16 protein-coding genes are annotated in these 19,329 nt (G+C 61.6%); 7 read left to right on the forward strand and 9 right to left on the reverse strand.

Annotated features, from left to right (window positions below; translation table 11 throughout):
• Nucleotides 1–141: 141 nt before the first annotated feature.
• The 4 genes from ACXAIC_RS03980 (at nt 142) to ACXAIC_RS03995 (ending at nt 5,720) form a co-directional block, all read left to right on the forward strand.
• Nucleotides 142–1,752 carry an ABC transporter substrate-binding protein gene (locus ACXAIC_RS03980; RefSeq protein WP_475173890.1) on the forward strand — a complete coding sequence of 537 codons (1,611 nt, stop codon included), beginning with the start codon at nt 142–144 and terminating at the stop codon, nt 1,750–1,752.
• Nucleotides 1,753–2,039: 287 nt separating this feature from the next.
• On the forward strand, nt 2,040–2,996 hold the full coding sequence (locus tag ACXAIC_RS03985) for an ABC transporter permease (RefSeq protein WP_475173892.1): 957 nt from the start codon (nt 2,040–2,042) through the stop codon (nt 2,994–2,996).
• Between the two features lie 10 nt (nt 2,997–3,006).
• The gene (locus tag ACXAIC_RS03990; RefSeq protein WP_475173893.1) at nt 3,007–4,071 is read left to right on the forward strand and encodes an ABC transporter permease; all 1,065 of its coding nucleotides are present in this window, start codon (nt 3,007–3,009) and stop codon (nt 4,069–4,071) included.
• 2 nt (nt 4,072–4,073) lie between these two features.
• The gene (locus ACXAIC_RS03995; protein WP_475173895.1) at nt 4,074–5,720 is read left to right on the forward strand and encodes an ABC transporter ATP-binding protein; all 1,647 of its coding nucleotides are present in this window, start codon (nt 4,074–4,076) and stop codon (nt 5,718–5,720) included.
• A gap of 126 nt (nt 5,721–5,846) precedes the next feature.
• Here ACXAIC_RS03995 and ACXAIC_RS04000 read toward each other — a convergent pair whose 3' ends face one another.
• The 8 genes from ACXAIC_RS04000 to ACXAIC_RS04035 all read right to left on the reverse strand — a co-directional run bounded on the left by ACXAIC_RS04000 (nt 5,847) and on the right by ACXAIC_RS04035 (nt 13,353).
• The gene (locus ACXAIC_RS04000) at nt 5,847–6,734 is read right to left on the reverse strand and encodes a delta-class carbonic anhydrase (protein ID WP_475173897.1); all 888 of its coding nucleotides are present in this window, start codon (nt 6,732–6,734) and stop codon (nt 5,847–5,849) included.
• A gap of 121 nt (nt 6,735–6,855) precedes the next feature.
• Nucleotides 6,856–6,978 (reverse strand): hypothetical protein, encoded by a 123-nt coding sequence (locus ACXAIC_RS04005; RefSeq protein ID WP_475173902.1) that lies wholly within the window; start codon nt 6,976–6,978, stop codon nt 6,856–6,858.
• A gap of 210 nt (nt 6,979–7,188) precedes the next feature.
• Nucleotides 7,189–8,241, reverse strand: coding sequence for a bifunctional transcriptional activator/DNA repair enzyme AdaA (locus ACXAIC_RS04010; RefSeq protein ID WP_475173904.1), 1,053 nt, complete (start codon nt 8,239–8,241; stop codon nt 7,189–7,191).
• Nucleotides 8,242–8,336: 95 nt separating this feature from the next.
• Nucleotides 8,337–9,161 (reverse strand): 3-methyl-2-oxobutanoate hydroxymethyltransferase, encoded by an 825-nt coding sequence (gene panB, locus ACXAIC_RS04015; RefSeq protein WP_475173906.1) that lies wholly within the window; start codon nt 9,159–9,161, stop codon nt 8,337–8,339.
• Nucleotides 9,162–9,196: 35 nt separating this feature from the next.
• A complete protein-coding gene (panC, locus tag ACXAIC_RS04020; RefSeq protein ID WP_475173907.1) occupies nt 9,197–10,084 on the reverse strand; it encodes a pantoate--beta-alanine ligase in 888 nt (295 codons plus the stop codon).
• A 175-nt stretch (nt 10,085–10,259) separates the two neighbouring features.
• Nucleotides 10,260–11,510, reverse strand: coding sequence for a CaiB/BaiF CoA transferase family protein (locus tag ACXAIC_RS04025; RefSeq protein WP_475173909.1), 1,251 nt, complete (start codon nt 11,508–11,510; stop codon nt 10,260–10,262).
• Nucleotides 11,511–11,570: 60 nt separating this feature from the next.
• Nucleotides 11,571–12,422 (reverse strand): CE1 family esterase, encoded by an 852-nt coding sequence (locus tag ACXAIC_RS04030; protein WP_475173911.1) that lies wholly within the window; start codon nt 12,420–12,422, stop codon nt 11,571–11,573.
• A gap of 145 nt (nt 12,423–12,567) precedes the next feature.
• Entirely contained in the window at nt 12,568–13,353 is a 786-nt protein-coding gene (locus tag ACXAIC_RS04035; protein ID WP_475173912.1) for an ion transporter, read from the reverse strand.
• Nucleotides 13,354–13,601: 248 nt separating this feature from the next.
• On the opposite strand from ACXAIC_RS04035, the gene ACXAIC_RS04040 reads away from it, so the two are divergent.
• Nucleotides 13,602–14,363 (forward strand): SDR family oxidoreductase, encoded by a 762-nt coding sequence (locus tag ACXAIC_RS04040; RefSeq protein WP_475173914.1) that lies wholly within the window; start codon nt 13,602–13,604, stop codon nt 14,361–14,363.
• A 359-nt stretch (nt 14,364–14,722) separates the two neighbouring features.
• Here the strand turns inward: ACXAIC_RS04040 and ACXAIC_RS04045 are convergent, their stop codons facing one another.
• On the reverse strand, nt 14,723–15,883 hold the full coding sequence (locus ACXAIC_RS04045) for a YeeE/YedE family protein (RefSeq protein ID WP_475173916.1): 1,161 nt from the start codon (nt 15,881–15,883) through the stop codon (nt 14,723–14,725).
• 286 nt (nt 15,884–16,169) lie between these two features.
• On the opposite strand from ACXAIC_RS04045, the gene ACXAIC_RS04050 reads away from it, so the two are divergent.
• Together ACXAIC_RS04050 and ACXAIC_RS04055 are read left to right on the forward strand one after the other, a co-directional pair.
• Nucleotides 16,170–17,555, forward strand: a complete 1,386-nt coding sequence (locus ACXAIC_RS04050; protein WP_475173919.1) for a tetratricopeptide repeat protein — start codon at nt 16,170–16,172, stop codon at nt 17,553–17,555.
• A gap of 49 nt (nt 17,556–17,604) precedes the next feature.
• Nucleotides 17,605–18,930 carry an OpgC family protein gene (locus ACXAIC_RS04055; RefSeq protein WP_475174220.1) on the forward strand — a complete coding sequence of 442 codons (1,326 nt, stop codon included), beginning with the start codon at nt 17,605–17,607 and terminating at the stop codon, nt 18,928–18,930.
• The last annotated feature ends 399 nt before the right edge of the window (nt 18,931–19,329 follow it).

Consider the following 19,329-nt stretch of genomic DNA (forward strand, 5'->3'; position numbering starts at 1 on the left):
GGGTACGGTTCATGTTTTGCTGGTGCAACAGCATCTATGAGCTTTACCAATACCGGAAACCCGCACGAACTACATTTGGGACAGTCTGCGGCAAGCGCCGGGCCAGCCCCACGCAATCAAGACTTACCAAGGGGAGTTACCATGACACAATCCAAGAATCCTGACTTGCTCGGCAATCTGGAAAAAGCCGCTCGCAAAGGCGGCATCTCCAAGCGCGAGTTCCTGCACTATTCCATGCTGGCAGGGGTCACCGCTTCCACCGCAACGGGACTTTGGACGTCAGAGGCCAAGGCGCAGCCCAAGCGCGGCGGCACATTCCGGCTGGGCGTGCATGATGGCAACACCAGCGACAGCCACGATCCCGGCACTTATCAAAGTGTCTATTCCATCCAGCTGGCGCATACGCACCGCAGCTATCTGACCGAGATCACCGAGGAAAACACCCTGGGCCCGGATATGGCGGTCGGCTGGGAAGCCAGCCCCGATGCCAAGGTCTGGACGTTTGAGCTTGACACGAACGCGACGTTCCATGACGGGCGCAAATTCACCGCGAAGGACGCGGTTGCCTCATTGAACTTCCACCGGGGGGAAAAGTCCACCTCGGCCGCCAAGGCGCTGCTGGACAGCGTGGTCGACATCAAGGCCGATGGCGACAGCCATATCGTCATCGAGCTGGACCAGGGCTTTGCCGATCTGCCCTGGATCATGACCGACTATCACCTGGTCATGCTGCCCGCCACCGGGGACGGGTCCGTGGACTGGGAAAGCGGGATCGGCGCGGGCCCCTACAAGATCGAGCGCAACGAATTCGGCATCGGCACCTCCCTGGTGCGCCATGACGGCTGGCACCGGGAAGGCGCCTGGTTCGACCGGATCGACATGACCGTGCTGAACGATCCCAATGCCCGCCAGACCGCACTGGTGACCGGCGATGTGGATGCGATCTCGTCCGTCGACCTGAAGACCATGGCACTGCTGCAGCGCCGCCCGGATGTTGAGCTCGACAACATCCCCTCCGGCTCGGCGATCACCCTGCCCATGTTCTGCGATACCGCCCCGTTTGACAATGTGGATGTGCGCATGGCGCTGAAACTGGCCATCGACCGGGAGGAGATCGTTGAAAAGATTGCCTTCGGCACCGGCATTCCGGGCAATGACTTCCATGTGTCACCGAACATGCCTTATTTTCCAGAGGATATCCCGCAGCGGACCTACGACCCGGAAAAGGCCAAATGGCATCTGAAGCAGGCTGGCATGGAAAATCTTTCGGTCAGCCTGTCGGCCACGGACAGCGTGCTGCCAGGCGCCGTCGACATGGCGGTGCTGTACTCCCAGCAGGCCAAAAAGGCCGGGATCGACCTGACGCCTGTCCGTGAGCCGTCCGATGGCTACTGGTCGGATGTGTGGCTGAAAAAACCGTTCGTCTTCGTCAAATGGGGCGCCCGTTCGACGCCGGACAACATCTTCACGCTGGCCTACAAGGACGATGCGGCCTGGAACGAGTCCCACTGGAAGAATGCCCGGTTCAACGAACTGTTGCTGCAGGCCAAGGCCGAGCTGAACGAGACCCGGCGCGCGGAAATGTATCACGAGATGTGCCTGCTGGCCCGCGACGATGGCGGGACCGTGCTGCCGATGTTCGTCAATTTCGTCTATGCACGGCGCAGCAATGTCAAACACGGCCCGAGCGTTTCCGCCTCCTGGGAAGTGGATGGCGCCCGCGGCACCCACCGCTGGTGGTTCGAGGCCTAAGGCTCATGGCGGCACCTGCCGCCGTCTTCATGCCGGGCGCGGCCCTCCCAATCAGGGGCCGCCCCGGATCTGACCGCCGGGCTTTCTTTTCAAACAAAGACACACCAAGGACCGCAAACAGGTCCAGGCCCGGCACAATTCCGGCCAACAGGGGCGCCGGATGTCCAGAAGCCCACCGCGTTGACAAGGATTTGCCTTCCGCTGCCTGAAATCGAAAGATTTCACCTAAAAGGCCAAACCGGACGAACCCTTAAAAAACGCGGCACGCTCTAAAACTGGAGGAACATATGGGGGATATCCTGCAGCTGATCCTGAAAAGGCTTGGCTTGGGGCTGATCACGCTTTTCGTGATCTCGATCCTGATTTTCTTTGCCGTCGAACTTCTCCCTGGAGACATCGCCCAGGCGGTGCTGGGACAGTCAGCCACACCTGAAACCGTTGCCGCCTTGCGGGAAAAGCTCGGGCTGGATCAGCCGGCCCCACTACGCTATCTGCACTGGCTCGGCGGAGCGCTGACCGGGGATTTCGGTGTCTCGCTCATCTCCGGTGAGCGGGTCAGCGAAGCGATTGGCGGCCGGTTCGTCCACACCCTGTTCCTGGCCGCCTATGCGGCGGTGATCGCGGTTCCCATCTCGATCCTGCTGGGGATCATCGTCGCGTTGCTGCGCAACACCCTGTTCGACCGTGTTGTCAATGTGGTGACGCTTACCTCCATCAGCTCCCCGGAGTTCTTTCTCGGCTACATCCTGATCCTTTATCTGGCGGTCAAGACCAACTATTTCCCTGCGATTGCCAGCCTCAGCTCCGACATGAGCTTCGGCGAATTGCTGCACCGGACCTTCCTGCCGGCGCTGACACTGGTTCTGGTGGTGACCGCCCACATGATGCGCATGACCCGCGCCGCGATCATCAATCTGCTGGCTTCCCCCTATATCGAAATGGCCCGCCTGAAGGGCGTCCCCCCCTGGAAGGTAATCGTCCGGCATGCCCTGCCCAATGCCTGGGCGCCGATCATCAATGTGGTCGCGCTGAACCTGGCCTATCTGATCACCGGTGTGGTGCTGGTGGAAGTGGTGTTCGTCTATCCCGGCGTCGGCCAGCTTCTGGTGGACGCAGTGTCGAAGCGCGACTTCCCCGTTGTGCAGGCCTGCTGCCTGATCTTCGCCGCGACCTTCATCCTGCTCAATCTGGCAGCGGATGTGGGCGCTATCCTGACCAATCCGCGTTTGCGGCACCCGAAGTGAGGATCGCGCCATGAGCACCTTCGTTATTGCCTATTACGCGCTGCTGATCGGGGCCTCCTGCCTGGCAGCCTATTTCAAGCAGAAGCAGATTTTCCTGCTGATCTTCTCCCTCACCCTGATCTCCTTCGTGGCGGGCATTGTCGGCGGGGTCGAGGCCCTGCGCTTCATCACCACCGCCGCCGGCCTGTTGGCCCTGGCCGCCGGGGTCTCCTATGCTTTCCGCGAATTCCTGATCCTTGTCACCCCGGACGGCATCTCCAAGGAACTGAAGACCGCACCCTTGACCGCCGCCTTTGGCATGTTCGTGATTTTCACCTATGCGATTGCCGGACTTTTCGCGCCCGTCATTGCCCCTTTCGGGGAAGCGGAAGTGATTTCCTCTGCCTTCGCCCCGGCCGATGCCACCATGCTTCTCGGCGCCGACCAGCTTGGGCGCGACATGTTCAGCCGCATCATCTTCGGGGCGCGAAACTCGGTCGGCCTGGCACTGACGGCAACCGGGCTCGCCTTTTTTATCGGCGCGCTTGCAGGCTTGCTTGCGGCCACAAAGGGGGGCTGGTTCGACCAGCTCATGGGCCGGGCCGCGGATGTGATCATGTCCGTACCGTCGCTGATCTTTGCCCTTCTGATGCTCAGCATATTTGGCACCAGCTTGCCGGTGATCGTGCTGATCGTGGCTCTGATCTATTCACCGCGCGTCTTCCGCCTCACCCGGGCGGTGGCCGGAAATGTGGTGGTGATGGATTATATTGAAGCAGCCAAACTGCGCGGAGAAGGCACCTGGTATCTGATCCGCAAGGAAATCCTGCCCAATTCCACCGCACCGCTGGTGGCAGAATTCGGCCTGGAATTCTGTTTCGTGTTCCTTTTGATCGCCGGGCTCTCCTTCCTGGGGCTCGGCATCCAGCCGCCCACGGCGGACTGGGGCTCCATGGTGCGGGAAAACGCGACGCTGATTTCCTTTGGCGAATTAACCCCACTCATTCCGGCGGCAGCCATCGCGTTGCTGACCGTTGCGGTGAATTTTGTGGTCGACTGGATGCTGTTCCGGTCCTCTGGCCTGAAGGAGGTGTGAGCATGGTGCCGAAAAAAGACATTCTGCTCGATATCAAGGACCTTCGCATTGAGGGCTATTCCGACGACCGCTGGGTCGAGATCGTGCATGGGGTGGACCTGACCCTCCACAAGGGTGAAGTCCTGGGCCTGATTGGAGAATCGGGCGCTGGCAAATCGACCATTGGCCTTGCCTCCATGGGCTTTGCCCGCGACGGATGCCGGATTTCCGGCGGCTCCATTGAATTTGACGGCATGGAGCTGACCACCACCCCGCAAAGCGATTTAAGGGCCCTGCGCGGCTCGCGCATTGCCTATGTGGCCCAATCGGCGGCCGCCTCGTTCAATCCGGCTCACCGGATCATCGACCAGCACACCGAAGCCCCGATCCAGTACCGCATCCAGAAGCGCGTGGAAGCGCAGGAAGATGCGATGGAGCTTTACCGCCGCCTGCGGCTGCCCCATCCGGAGGAAATCGGCTTCCGCTATCCCCACCAGGTATCCGGCGGTCAGCTGCAGCGGGCCATGACGGCCATGGCCATGGCCTGCCGGCCGGATCTGATCATCTTTGATGAGCCGACCACCGCTCTTGATGTGACCACGCAGATCGAGGTTCTGGCCGCCATCCGCGACATTGTCGACCAGTTCAACACAGCTGCCATCTACATCACCCACGATCTGGCGGTGGTGGCCCAGATGGCCGACACGATCAAGGTGCTGCTCAAGGGCGAGGAGGTGGAGGAAGCACCGACCGAACAGATGCTGGACTCGCCGAGCGAAGACTACACCAAGAGCCTGTGGGCGGTGCGCAGCTTCAAACGGCCCCAGAAACAGCGCCCGGCCGATCCGGCCGCCGTGCCGATCGTCTCCGTCCAGGCTATCGATGCGGCCTATGGCAAGACCAAGGTGCTGGAAAATGTCTCCTTTGACATTCACCCCGGCATGACAGTGGCTGTTGTGGGCGAGTCCGGTTCCGGCAAATCGACCACCGCCCGCTGCATCACCGGCCTGCTGCCGCCCACCACCGGGCAGATCCTCTTCAACGGAGAAGCGTTGCCGCCCCGCTATCAGGATCGGACCAAGGACCAGCTGCGCCAGGTGCAGATGATCTATCAGATGGCCGACACGGCGCTGAATCCGAAGATCCGTATCAGCGACATTATCGGCCGACCGGCCCAGTTCTATGGGGGACTTCAGGGCACGGCGCTGAAGAACCGGGTGGATGAACTGCTGGACCTGATCGAGCTGGATCCGGCGAAGTTCTACAACCGCTATCCGCCGGAACTGTCCGGCGGCCAGAAACAGCGGGTCGGCATTGCCCGGGCCCTGGCGGCCGATCCGGCCTTCATCATCTGCGATGAAGTCACCAGCGCGCTAGACCAGCTGGTGGCGGAAGGTATCCTGAAACTGCTCGACCGGCTGCAGCAGGACCTTGATCTGGCCTATATGTTCATCACCCACGATCTCGCCACCGTGCGCTCGATTGCCGATGAAGTGGTGGTGATGCAAAAGGGCAAGGTGGTGGAACAAGGGCCGAAGGACAAGATGTTCACCCCGCCCCATCATCCCTACACGGACCTTCTTCTGTCATCAGTACCCGAAATGGACCCGAACTGGCTGACAACTCTTCTGGAAGAGCGGGGCACGGACACCCCGGGCGGGCCGCAATAGGCGCGCCCCCTTTTCCCTGCAAAAACCCCCTCCGGCACAGGCGCCGAAGGGGGTTTTTCCTCTTTCTTGAAGATGCCTGGTGCAAATCGCGTTACATCAGGTTGCCCGCCATGAATGGGAAGCGCTTTAGTTGGTGATTGGCGACAGCAGATCCGGATTGACGACCAGATTGCGCACCCCATGGGCGTATTTTTCGTCAAACTGATTGTCGGAGAGCCAGGCACCGACCGAGTTGATGTCGAGCTTCACCACATTCGGCCGTACATTCCAGGAGACCTGGAACGGCGAGCCTTTCTCGTTGTAGCTGGGACCCGTGGTCGAGCCGGAATAACTGACTGGCGTGCCCAGATCTGCAGGAATGTTCACGGCCTGATACAGATCGCCAATCTTTTCCACCTTGGCCATGTCCTGGAAATCGGCCGCCTGCGGATCGTTCACCAGAACCGCGACAACGGCCTCCACCCGCAGCTGCGGATTGGCAATCGACTTGCTGATACAGGCCCCCAGAGACGGGCCCGGCGTGATCTGCGCGGAGGAGAAGACGAAGTGGATTTCGATCGTATCGCCCGGCTCAAGATCACCATGATCGCTTGATCCGACCGGCTGGGCCAGCGGCGCCAGTTCCGCATCGCTCAGGCTGCCGTCATATTTGAAGCCGGTACCGTAGCCTTTGCCATCGCCATTGCCGGCGAAGGTCGTGAACTGGCCGCCCCTGTGCTCAGCGTTTTCATGAAAATGGATATTGCAAAGGTTCATCTCTGCGCTGGCAGGCGCCCGGCCAAAGGAGCGCAGATTGTTGCCTTGAGAAGACGCCAGATCCCGCGGCGCCTGGGGGCCGAAGCCCTGCCCTGCTGTCGCGGCTGCGAGGGCTGTCCGCTGCCCGGCAATCACCTCGTCGGACACAGCCCCGGCAATATCTGAGGCTGCAAGGGCAGACGCAAAGGCAACCCCGCCGGTGCCCAAGATGCCTAGCCCCAGTGTTCTCACAAACAGGTTGGGTGCTTTTTTCTGCATATATTTCCGCTCCGAATACGTTTTAAAAAAGTGCAATCAGCCCCTGGCCAAAACACGTCAAAGCGCCCCGAAAGGCACCTTTCCAGGCCAGCGGCACGTTTCACATCAAAGGTTATAGGGCTCAACCCGTAATCATGTAGCCGGTCAGAGCCATTAATCCGACAAGAAGCGCATACACCCCGGCAAGAGCCTGCCAGGTGCCACTGCGGTTCCGGAATTCACGAACAAAATCATCACGGGTCATATCGACCTCCCGACGCCCGGTCCTTGACCGGAATGATGGTCTTTCAATGAAAGGAAATTAGGGGAGGAAAGTTAAAATTTCAATCATCCGGTGCAAGACCTTTGGGATTTTTTGCTTCAAGACCAGCACGAACATTTCAACCTTGAAGTAAAAAAGCCATAAAAATCAATAAAACAGCTCCTGCGACCCACAACAGCAAACCGGTTTGGATCAGGTTCGGTAGCCCTGTTCGACCTCGATCAGGCGCTGCTTGCGCCAGAGCCCGCCGCCATAGCCGGTCAGAGAACCATCAGCCCCGAGGATCCTGTGACAGGGTACGACAATGGCGATCTGGTTGGCGCCATTGGCCCGCGCAACCGCCCGCACGGCCTCCGGTCTGCCGAGCGTCCGGGCGAGGTCGGAATAGCTTTTTGTTTGCCCCGCAGGAATGTCCATCAGAGCCCGCCAGACATCCCGGGTAAAGGCGGTGCCATGCAGCGCAAGTTTGGTCTGAAACCCCGCAGACTGCCCTTTGAAAAACCGGTCCAGTTCCTCCTGGATCTGGTCGGTGACAGCTGTCCGGCCAAACCCGATCCGGCCTTTCGCAAAGCCGTTCAGTTTCCGGACCTCCGCCGGAAGCGCCTTGCGGTCAAGAAACTCCAGCAGGTGCAGCCGGGAGGCGTCGGTGACGGCAACCAGAGGCCCGAGGGGGGACGGCACCCAATCCGCAACCAAAAGCGGATCCTGGGAAAACGTGCCCGGAGCCTGCCCAAGGGCTTTGGAAAACGCTGCACGGAAGGCGCTTGGCGAATTGAACCCGGCCGTGATCTGCGCATCGATCACCTTGCCGCCATCGGCCAGCGCGGAAAAACCATCCTGCAGGCGGCGCTGGCGGGCCATTTCCAGAAAGGTCATGCCGAACTGGCGCTTGAACGCCCGCCGCACGGTGGACGGGTCCAGCCCCCTGCGCACCAGATCCGGCTCGCCCCAGCGGTATCCGGGCCGCGCCTCCAAAGCTTGTACCAGCGAGGCAATCACAGGATCGGCGCTCGCTTCCGGTGTCGTCGGCTTGCAGCGCTTGCAAGGGCGGAAGCCTGCCTCCAGACAGGCAGCCACCGTCTCCTGAAAGGTGCAGTTTTCCGGTTTCGGTTTGCGTGCCGGACAAGTGAGCCGACAGAAGATACCCGTGGTCGCCACACAGACAAACATGCGCCCGTCATAGGAGGGGTCCCGGTTGAGCAGGGCGTCGTAAAGCGTGTCGAAACTGGGTCTGGTCATCAGCATGGCCGCTAAGATAAGCCCTGACACACGGATGTGCAGCCGCAAATCGGGCGTTTATTTACATTCAAATAAAGGCTCCGTTTTCGCCAGCTTTGTACTTAGTCTTTCCGGGCCAGCTGATACACCTGATCAGCGCCCGGGAAGCTCCGGTCCTTCACCTCTTGCGCATAGGCCTTGACCGCCGCTTCGATCTGCCCGCCGAGATCACCATAGACCTTGACGAATTTCGGCGGCGCGGGGTTGAGGCCCAGCATGTCCTCCAGCACCAGGATCTGGCCGTCGCACTGCGCCGAGGCGCCGATACCGATGGTCGGGATCGGGATTTCTTTCGTGATACGGGCCGCCAGCGGTTCCACCATCCCTTCCAGAACCACCGCAAAGGCCCCGGCCTCGCTCACGGCCACCGCATCCTCAACATGCTGGTCCCAATCGCCTTCCTGGCGTCCCTGGGTCTTGAAACCGCCCATGACATGCACCGATTGCGGGGTCAGGCCGATATGCGCCATCACCGGTATGCCGCGCTCGCTCAAGAACCGGATCGTCTCCGCCATGCGCGTGCCGCCCTCCAGCTTGACCGCTCCGCACTGGGTCTCCTTCATCACCCGCGCCGCGTTTCGGAAGGCGGCGGACGGGCTTTCCTCATAGGTGCCGAAGGGCATGTCAACGACAACAAGCGCGCGCTTCGTACCGCGCACCACTGCCTTGCCATGCATGATCATCAGCTCCAGAGACACGCCGACCGTGGAATCCATGCCATGCATCACCATGCCAAGGCTGTCGCCCACCAGAATGAAATCCGCGTGGCTGTCGACAATGGCAGCCGTATGTGCGTGGTAGGAGGTCAGGGAGACAATCGGCTCCCCGCCTTTGCGCCTGGCAATCTGGGGGGCCGTCATGCGGCGGAGGGGGGCTTGCGCGCTCATGCGTCTTCCTTATCTGAAGGGAAAAACCGGCCCGTTCACGTGGCCGGCGCCAAGGGAAGGTTTGGGGCCAGATCCGGGGGCGGGGCCAGGACACGCTGGTCAATCAGCAGAACACCGCCAAAGCGGACGGCCAGCAGCACCACAGCCGGGCGGTCCAGGGGGCCGGAGAGCTCTTCAAGTGTCCTTGCATCGCAGATGTCAACGCTTTCCACCCGTGCGGACGGCGCCGTATTCAGGTCCGCGCGCACCGCCTCAGCCAGATCCGCAACCGTCTGCCCGGTCTCCGCAAGGCACCGCGCACGGTTCAGGGCCCGGTTCAAAACGGCTGCCTCCTTGCGATGTGCCTCCGACAGGCGCACATTGCGGGAGGACATGGCAAGCCCGTCCGGTTCACGCACGGTCGGATGGCCGATAATCTCAAGCCGCATGTCCAGATCCTGCACCATCTGCCGGATCAGTGTCAGCTGCTGGTAATCCTTCTCGCCGAAGACCGCGCAATCCGGGGTCACAATGTTGAAGAGTTTGGTTACGACCGTCGCGACCCCGCGGAAATGCCCGGGCCGCAGGGCCCCCTGAAGAATGCCGGACAGCTCCGGCACCTCAACAAACGTGCCGCCGCCCGGCCGGTACATTTCCTCAACGGGAGGCAGGAACACGGCATCTGCCCCCTCCGCCTTCAACAGCTCTAAATCGCGCGCCTCGTCGCGCGGATAGGTGCTCAGATCCTCGTTCGGACCGAACTGCGCCGGATTGACGAAAATACTGGCCACCACCCGGTCCGCCCTGGTGCGGGCCATGCGCACAAGACTTAAATGGCCCTCATGCAAATAGCCCATTGTGGGCACAAGGGCGACCGTCCCGCCCGCCCTTTGCCAGCTTTGCACGGTGTTGCGCATCTCCGCCTTCGTCCGGCAGATGATCATCTTGCAGCCTCCCTGCCCTCCGGTTCCAGCCGGGGGCAATTTCTTCTTTTCGCGAGTGCAACATAGGCGCAAGGGACTGCGCGGGTCCAGCACCACATGCGTGCGGCTCCCGGTTTTCACGCGGTGCTTTCGCCTCACGTCCTGAAAAGCCGTCTCCAGCATGTGAGGGCGGATTTTAAGCTCCCAGATCCACGATCCCGCGCTCGGCAAGGCCGGTCAGCTCAGCCTCCGTCAGGCCCAGATGGCGCGTCAGGACATCGGCAGTATCAGCGCCGAGAAGTGGCGGAGCCTTGTCATAGCGCACGGGCGTTTTTTCCAGATTGATGGGCGAGCCGATCAGATCCACGGTACCGCTGAGTGGATGCGGCAGCGTGATCTGCATCTCCCGGGCGCGCACCTGCGGATCGGCAAACACCTGGCCAAGATCATTCACCGGACCGCAGGGCACACCGGCCTGTTCCAGTCTTTTGATCCAGTCTGCCGCACTGCGCTCAATGGTCAGGCGCCGGATCAGCGGCACGAGCTTCTGCCGGTTGCGCACCCGGTCAGCGTTTTTGGCAAAAAGCGGATCGTCTGCAAGGCCGGGCGCCCCGGCAACTGCGCAGAAGGCGCGGAACTGACCGTCATTGCCCACCGCCAGAATGAAGGACCGGTCGGAGGCCGGAAAAGTTTCATAAGGAACGATGGTTGGATGGCCATTGCCGAGACGGCCAGGCACCTCCCCGGAGACAAGATAGCCCACACCCTGATTGATCAGCCAGGAGACCTGGGCGTCCAGAAGAGAGATGTCGACATGCTGGCCTTCACCTGTTTTGTGGCGGTGCGTGAGTGCTGCCAGAATGGAGACCGCCGCATACATGCCGCACATGACATCGGCGATGCCGACCCCGCATTTGGTTTCCGTTCCACCCGCCTCATCGGCAAAGCCGGTCAGCGACATGATCCCTCCCATGCCCTGGATCAGAAAGTCATATCCGGGCCGGTGGGCATAGGGGCCCGTCTGACCAAAACCGGAAATGGAACAATAGATCAGTCCCGGATTGCGGTTCTTCAGCGTGACATAATCTAGCCCCCGGCGCTTCAGGTCGCCGACCTTGAAATTCTCCAGAAGGATATCGGCCCGTGCAGCCAGATCCGAGATCAGCGCCTGGCCCTCTTGACTGGCAAGATCAATGGCAACGGATGCCTTATTGCGGTTTGAAGAAAGATAATAGGCGCTTTCGCCGGTCTCCGCGCCGGTGCCATCCTTGAGGAAGGGCGGTCCCCAGCCGCGCGTATCATCCCCCCGGCCCGGACGTTCGATCTTGAGGACCTCCGCTCCAAGGTCTCCAAGGACCTGGGAACAGGTCGGACCGGCCAGAATGCGCGACAGGTCCAGTACGACAAGCCCGGAAAGCGCTCCAGGCGCGGCAGAGGAATGTGACACACAAACCCTTTCAGATGATGGCCCGGGGCCCTTTCAGGCGACGGACGGATTGGCAGATTGTCAGCTTTTCGGGACCCAGCCCTTCAGCGCACCGAGTTTGGTCCAGGCCCGCCGGATCCATTTGGCGTCCACGCTGTGGCCACCCTGATGCAGGCATAGCTCCAGCATACCGTTTTCCGGCACCCATCGTTCACAGCTCAAACCGCCGTCCTGATAGGTCTCCGGTGGCGTGGCGATCAGGCCGGTCTGGCGGCGCCAGACGTCGAAACTCTTGTAAACATCGCCCTGTTTCCACCTGTGTCCGCCCAGCCAGCGCCCGGCCAGCGGCACCACCTTATCGCTGGTGCCATGCACATGAAACAGATAGGGCGCACCGGTCGGGCAGCTCTCCGGCAGCGGTTCCCAAAAGGCTCCCGAAATCGGCGCAAATCCCGCAAACCGGCGGGAGTCGTCACAGGCCAGATACCAGGTCATGAATGCGCCGGAGGAAAACCCTGACAGGAGTGTGCGGGTCCGGCCGATCCCGAAGCGCTTCTCCAGATCTGCAAGGACCGCGTCAAAAAATTGCGGCTCGTTGCGCAAATGCTCCGGTGCAGTGGGAAAGGACCAGGTGCCCTGTACCCCTTGCACCGCGACGAGCGCAACACCGAGCTCATCGGCCATCTTGCGGAAGCTCTGGTTGCGGATGGCATTGACCGCCTTGCCCCGGTGGCCATGCAGGAAGAAGATCGCACCGCGCGCAGAAGATGCGGCCCAGGTTTCCGGCAGGTGGATGTAGTAGTCACCGCCGCTGAGACTGCAGGCTGTGTCCTCGCCGCAACCGGCCGCCTCCATCGCCTGCAAAGGTCCCGTGACCAGCCCAAGGACCAGAAGCGCCACTGCTGCGGCCAGTGACCATGTCTTCAAACGCATGTCCTGCTCCTTTGCCTGATCAGGCCCGCCGAACAACCGGGCGGGCCGCCCGACAGAACGGGCTTTGCCACCGTTTGTCCAGACCGGGGCGATCACAACTCGGCGAGTGGCACAGCGAAGAAGAGAGCCTCAACGGACCCAGGTCCTATTCCCAGGCCCCTTCAGTGGGAATGTTCAGCACCCGCCCGCAATGTTTGCAATGGACCGCATCCGTATCATGACGGCGCAGGCCGCAATCCGGGCACACCACATGGGCCTTGGCGGGCCGGAAGATCGTCTGGACCAGCCGCAGGAACAGGGCCACGCCAAAAATCATGATCAGCACCGTCATCAGCCGCCCGACACTGTCAGTCATGGTGATATCGCCAAAGCCGGTGGTGGTCAGGGTGGTCACCGTGAAATAGAGCGCATCCAGATAGGTGTTGATGTTGGGGTTCCGGTCATCCTCGACCACAAAGACAATGGCGGTCACCACGAAAATGAACACCACCAGATTGACCGCCGATTGCAGGATGTCCTCGTTGCGGCGGAACCATTCCGACGCCTCACGCAATTCCTTGAGCAGGTGATAGGACCGCATCAGGCGCAGCATTCTGACCACGCGCAGAAACGCAAAATTCTCCAGGAAGGCCGGGGCCACCAGCGAGGCGATCACCACCAGATCGGCCAGGGAAGTGAAGCTGAACAGATATCGGCTGGGACGGGCTGCGGCGATCAGCCGGGCGACATAATCCAGCGTCAGCACCCCTGCAATCACATAATCCAGCGTGTGAAAATGCCTGTCTGGATCGAGAACCGAAGACGCGATGAAGTACCCGATGGTGATGAGATCGAACGCCAGAAGACCGAAGCGGAAAACACGTGCGCCCACCGAATGACCGAAATACACTTGTCGCAGGAAGCTGCGCAGCGCTGACCGTTCCGCCGCCATCAGATCTGCCCCGCCATTGCTGTTCCCTCCTCAACTCACATACTGTACGTCTTGCGGAAGACCACTCCCGCTGCTTTCCGGCAGCCCCTCACGTTGCCTGCCGCTCCCTTCCGTGTACGTCCTGCATGACCCAGCAGCAAGGGGCCTCTTTATTCGCAGCGCCGCACCGGTTACGACCAAGGCAGATGGGTGAATACCAAGCTCAGTACAGCGGGATGCGAACATCCCCTTTGGATTGGAGAGAATGAATGTTTGATGTGTCCGGAAAAACCGCTCTGATCACCGGCGCCAGCCGCGGGATTGGCGCAGCAGCGGCGCGCAGTTTTGCCAAATATGGTGCCAAGGTTGTTCTGGCGGCCCGCTCCAGCGGGGCGATTGAGCGCATTGCCGCAGAGATCCGGGACAGCGGCGGCGAAGCTGTCGCGCTGGCCTGTGATGTGGCCACCTACAGCGCTGTGGAAGCTGCGGTACAAACGGCTATCGGGACCTTTGGCAGCCTCGATATTCTGGTCAACAATGCCGGGGTGATTGAGCCGATCTCCCGGATCGAGTCCTCGGACCCGGAGGCCTGGGGCCAGGTCATCGATATCAACGTAAAGGGCGTCTATCACGGCATGCGGGCCGCGGCGCCCCACATGCTGGCCCAGGGCGCGGGCACGATTATCAATATCATTTCCGGAGCTGCCACCGGCGCGCTGGAAGGCTGGAGCCAGTATTGCGCATCCAAGGCGGCAGCGCTTTCCCTGACCCGCTGCGGCGACAAGGAATTCGGCGGCAAGGGCATCCGCGTGGTCGGGCTCAGCCCTGGAACCGTTGCGACCCAGATGCAGGTGGATATCAAGGCGTCCGGCATCAATCCGGTGAGCCAGCTTGACCCGTCCGTCCATATTCCCGCCGAGTGGGTCGCCGAGGCGATCTGCTGGCTGTCGACCCCGGCCGGAGACGCCTACAGGGGCATTGATTGCTCCTTGCGCGATGAAGCGGTGCGCAAGGCGGTCGGACTGATCTGAGGACCGGCCAGCGGGTCTTGCCAAATCCCAAAAAGAAAGAGGGCCGCTAAGCGGCCCTCCCATGAGATCGACGTGACCCGGAAGGTCCGGATCAGATCCCGGTGAAACCGTTCGATTCCAGAGGCTGCTCCAGCACCGTTCCATTCCACCCAGATTTCCGGGCCACGTTGCGATACTCACTAGACATGGGCACACCTCCTTTCAGCTGTTTACGACCGTTTCAGTCTGGCCACTGAAATGTGGCATCTCAAGAAAATTCTGCGCGCTGAGCCGCCTCAGCTTCCGGCAAGTGCCATCTGTGTCCGGGATGCAACAGATCGTACCGGGCGGGACGCCTCAAGTCCTTGACCTTACGGAACTTAAGCTGATCCCCCGATTTGCAGCCGCTGGCGCAAACGGGTGCCGAAAACGCTGCCAAGAAAACCGAAGGCCAGCCACAGCCAGCCGTGAAGCGAGCCGGACACAAGACCGCCGAGATAGGCGCCGATATTGCAGCCATAGGCGAGCCGGGCGCCATAGCCCATGAGCAGCCCGCCCGCAATGGCGGTGAGCATGTCCTGCCGGGTTAGACACCAGCGCGGCGTAAAGCGCCCCGCCAGCGCGGCGGCCAGCATGGCGCCCAGCATGAGACCGAAATCCATCACCGATGTTGTGTCCCGCAGCACGGAATTTTCCAGACTGCTGCGCTGCCAGGTCCAGTAAGGCCAGGTGTCGACCGGCAGGCCCAGTGCCGCAAAGGCCTTTGCCCCCCAAAGGGCAAAGGCAGATGTGATGCCCCAGGGGTGGCCGACGACCACAAAGGTGGCGATGCCCACAAAGGCCAGCATGACCGCTCCCAGAAGAGGCGACCAGGGCCCGGTCAGTATGGACCCTGTCGGCCGGGGCACCGCCAGGGTCCCATGGGCGGTCCGTTCCAGATGGATGGTCAGATAGGTCAGCCCTCCCAGCACCAGGGCTGTCAGCAGGAACGCCCCATGGGGCCCGAATTCATGGATCAGGGACACGGGTGGCAGTTTGGGCAGGCGGGCCCACAGGTGAAAATGCGCGGTTGCCAGAACGGAGCCCAAAATGAACGCGGCCAGGGTGACCATCATGCGGGTTGAGCCGCCGCCAGCGGTGAACAGCGTGCCGGAGCCACAGCCGCCGCCCAGTTGCATGCCGATGCCGAACATGAAAGCCCCGAGGGCTGCCGCAACGCCGAAAGGAAAGACAAAGCCGCCCGCCGGCCAGCCCAGCTGGCTGCCCCAGGCAATCAGCGGAAAAGAGACAACGCTGGTGAGCAGGATCAGCACGAACTGCGCCCGCAGCCCCGCCCCCCGCCGCTCTGTGACGATGCGGCGCCAGGCGGAGGTGAAGCCAAAGCTGGCATGATAGAGCGACACCCCGGCCACCGCCCCGATCAGGACCGCCGCCACCTGCCGCAGGCCCGCATGCCCGTAGGCCCCGAGCGCGATCAGGCCCAGAAGGACAGCGGCCAGCACAGTTACGGTGATCTGGGGTCCGGAGCGGGGAGCTTCCATCGGTCTCAACTCTTTCGCATTCTTTCGCCAAGCTGCTGGCCGCGTTGACGTTTCCGGCTTGCTCCGCAAACGGGCCCCTCTTCACAGTCGAATACCTGCAGCGACATGAGTGTTACGGCAAGGGTGGGGCAGACCTCTACACATTGCCAACACCTTTTTGTGTTTTGCAGTTCATGAGAAGGCTGCGGATTTTTACCACAGACCTTATTATTAGCCGCAGAGCCCGCCAGCATCTTTTAAAGGCGGCGCCGCCAATCTGCCGCTGCGTTTATTTGAAAGGCAGAACATGCGCCTTAGTGACCAGTTCGGATATGACGTGACCCTAGTGGACAATGTGGCTCTGGCCGCCTGGAACCTGACAGTGCGCGCATTCCTGTCCCACGGCAAAACCACGCCGCAACATCTGGAAACCTGCCTGGACCGGGCCCCGGACTTTGCCCTTGCCCATGGCGCGCGCGGCCTATTCTGCCTGCTCCTTGGCCGAAAGGAACTGATTGCGACCGCCTCCGAGTGTCTGGCGATTGCCACGGAATCTGCGCGCCACACCCCAATCACGGCCCGCGAGCAGGCGGTGCTGGAGGCTCTGGCCGCCTGGCTCAAAGGGTTCCCGAGCCGCGCCGCCGACCTGCTGGATGCAGAACTGGCCCGCTCGCCCCAGGATGCGCTGATCATGAAACTGGTGCATGCGATCCGCTTCGTGCTCGGCGATGCGGCCGGGATGCGCCAGTCCATCGAGCGCGTCGCCCCTGCCTACGGGGAAAGCCACCCGGCCTATGGCTATCTGCTCGGCTGCCACGCCTTTGCGCTGGAGGAGACCGGCGACTACCGCCAGGCGGAAGCCTCGGGCCGCAAGGGACTGGAGTTTGCCGCAGACGATGCCTGGGGCCTTCATGCGGTGGCCCATGTTCATGACATGACCGGCCGCTCGGAGGAAGGCGCCGGCTGGCTGGAAACCCGGCCGGAGGGCTGGGCCCATTGCAACAATTTCGGCTATCATGTGTGGTGGCATCTGGCGCTCATGTATCTGGACCAGGGGCAGGCCGACAAGGCGCTGGCGCTGTATGATGCCGATATTCGCAAAGACAAGACGGATGACTACCGGGACATTTCCAACGCGGCCTCGCTTCTGGTGCGCCTGGAGCTGGAAGGGGTTGATGTCGGTGCCCGCTGGGAGGAAATCGCGCTTCTGTCCGACAAGCGGGCCGAAGATGGCAGCAATGTTTTTGCCGATCTGCACTATCTGCTGGCGCTGCTGAATGGCGGCCGCCGCCTGGGCACGGAGCGGCTGCTGAGCGGGCTGAAAACACGGGCGCAGCACGAAACGGATCTCGGCCGGGTGTCCGCCGAAGCGGGCCTGCCCACAGGCCTGGGCCTGGAACAATACCGGAAGGGCAACTACGCCTCGGCCTTTTCCCTGCTGGCCTCGGCGCGGGGAGCCCTGCACACCGTGGGCGGCTCCCATGCCCAGCGCGATGTCTTTGAGCGGATCACCATTGACGCGGCCCTGCGCGCCGGACTGTCCCAGGACGCGGAGCGGCTGGTCAAGGACCGCAGCCGCAAGCGGGGGGCGCTGGACCGGTTCGCCGAGCAGCGGCTGGAGCTCTGCACCCGGATGCGCCGGGCCGAGCAGGTGATGGAGGACGAGAACCTGCGCGCCGCAAATTCAGCATAATTTTCGGCGACACCGGACCGATCTCATATTTTCTGGAATAGCCGTGAATATACACTCTCAAGCAAAGCGCCCGCGCGACCCGCGTCTCGATTTCTTTCGCGGTCTCGGCATGTTCATCATCTATGTGGCCCATGTGCCGTCCAATTGGTGGACCCTGTGGATCCCAGCCAGGTTTGGCTTTTCAGATGCCACGGAAATCTTTGTCTTCTGCTCCGGCATGGCCTCGGCCCTCGCCTTTGGCAAGGTGTTCGACCAGCATGGCTGGGGCATGGGGGCCGCCCGCATCCTGCACCGTATCTGGCAGGTTTACTGGGCCCATATCGGCCAGTTTCTGGTGATTGCGGTCGGGCTGGTGCTGGTGACCGACAGCGGCTTTCTGAGTTCCTGTTGCGGCTTGAGCGAAGACTATGTCAATTCGCTCAACCTGCGCCATCTTTATGACAACACTGCCGTCGCCCTGCCCGGCATTCTGACGCTGACCTGGGTGCCGAATTATTTCGACATCCTGCCCATGTATCTGGTGATCCTGGCCCTGATCCCGGTGCTGATGCTGGTGGCCCGGGCCTCTATTCCCGCCGCGTTTGTGCTCTCCTTCGGGCTCTGGTTTGCCGCCCAGTTCGGCTGGCTCGATCTGATGGCCGAGCCCTGGCTCAATTCCAGTGGCGAGCATCGCAAATGGTTCTTCAATCCCTTTGCCTGGCAGATGCTGTTTTTCACCGGCTTTGCCTTCATGCGCGGCTGGATCCCCGCCCCGCCTGTCAGCTGGCCGCTGGTTCTGGCTGCCCTGGCCCTTGTGCTGGTCACCGTGCCCTTTGCCTATTTCCGGGTTTATGGCGAATTTTACTATGATGTGGTGTGGGCCCGCGAGATCCGGGAGGCCATCAAGCCGCTTTGGATCAAGACAGAATTCGGCCTCCTGCGCTATGTCCACTTTCTCGCCCTGGCCTATGTTGCCTGGGTCGCTGCCGGAGAACATGGCAAACGCCTGCTTGGCCATGGTGCTGTCTGGGGCCAGTTCGTGCGCATCGTGCAGAAGGTGGGCCAGCAGTCGCTCGCCGTCTTCATGGCCAGCCTGGTGATTGCCCAGGCCGCTGCCATTCTGCGCGACATGGCCTGGGCGCGCGGCGAGTGGGGCGCCCAGCTTCTGACCAATGTGGGCGGGTTCCTGGCGCTGATTGCGGTGGCCTATGTGGTCGCCTGGTACAAGGGCCAGCCCTGGCGCAAACCACCTGCGGTCTCCGCGCCGCCCAAGGACGCCGCGCCTGTGTCCAGTCCGGACAAAAACCCTCCTCCTGCGCCTGACGCCAGCCCTCCGCCGGCCCACGGCATCTTGGACGAAACACCGAAAGACATCCGGGACAAGGTGCTCACCTAGACCAAGCCGCTTTCGCTGCCTGAAATCAAAGATTTCAACGCAAAAGGCACAACAGCTTGCATCCGGATGAACGCGGCAGGCTCTGGAAATGGCTTTTGGGCTAGAGCATCGTGCGATAAGTCTGCACCATTTGATGCTGGAAAGCAGATCCTTCGGCAAGGCGCTTCGCGCAGCGCGATGCGGTGTATCGGGCAAGCGACGCAACGCTGCCGACGGGCTGCTTTCCATCACCCCAGGGGCCGGTCTGCTTTGCCCGCTGACATCGTTGGATCGCACTTGTGGTGGGAAACACCACGGCGCGCGATCCGCCTCCTCAGCAGACAAAGCAGATCCGGTCAAATGGTGCAGACTTATCGCACGATGCTCTAGGCTCGCCGCCCCCCAAAAAAAACAGCGCCA

It is taken from the genome of Roseibium sp. AWQ4_254 (assembly GCF_056161025.1).

Coding starts and splice junctions, on each gene's coding strand:
- ACXAIC_RS04035 (WP_475173912.1), bottom strand. CDS start 13,353: ATGGCGGCGGAACGGTCAGCGCTGCGCAGCTTCCTGCGACAAGTGTAT.
- ACXAIC_RS04010 (WP_475173904.1), bottom strand. CDS start 8,241: ATGCTGATGACCAGACCCAGTTTCGACACGCTTTACGACGCCCTGCTC.
- ACXAIC_RS04045 (WP_475173916.1), bottom strand. CDS start 15,883: ATGGAAGCTCCCCGCTCCGGACCCCAGATCACCGTAACTGTGCTGGCC.
- ACXAIC_RS04040 (WP_475173914.1), top strand. CDS start 13,602: ATGTTTGATGTGTCCGGAAAAACCGCTCTGATCACCGGCGCCAGCCGC.
- ACXAIC_RS03995 (WP_475173895.1), top strand. CDS start 4,074: ATGGTGCCGAAAAAAGACATTCTGCTCGATATCAAGGACCTTCGCATT.
- ACXAIC_RS04000 (WP_475173897.1), bottom strand. CDS start 6,734: ATGCAGAAAAAAGCACCCAACCTGTTTGTGAGAACACTGGGGCTAGGC.
- ACXAIC_RS03990 (WP_475173893.1), top strand. CDS start 3,007: ATGAGCACCTTCGTTATTGCCTATTACGCGCTGCTGATCGGGGCCTCC.
- panC (WP_475173907.1), bottom strand. CDS start 10,084: ATGATCATCTGCCGGACGAAGGCGGAGATGCGCAACACCGTGCAAAGC.
- ACXAIC_RS04005 (WP_475173902.1), bottom strand. CDS start 6,978: ATGACCCGTGATGATTTTGTTCGTGAATTCCGGAACCGCAGTGGCACC.
- panB (WP_475173906.1), bottom strand. CDS start 9,161: ATGAGCGCGCAAGCCCCCCTCCGCCGCATGACGGCCCCCCAGATTGCC.
- ACXAIC_RS03985 (WP_475173892.1), top strand. CDS start 2,040: ATGGGGGATATCCTGCAGCTGATCCTGAAAAGGCTTGGCTTGGGGCTG.
- ACXAIC_RS03980 (WP_475173890.1), top strand. CDS start 142: ATGACACAATCCAAGAATCCTGACTTGCTCGGCAATCTGGAAAAAGCC.
- ACXAIC_RS04050 (WP_475173919.1), top strand. CDS start 16,170: ATGCGCCTTAGTGACCAGTTCGGATATGACGTGACCCTAGTGGACAAT.
- ACXAIC_RS04030 (WP_475173911.1), bottom strand. CDS start 12,422: ATGCGTTTGAAGACATGGTCACTGGCCGCAGCAGTGGCGCTTCTGGTC.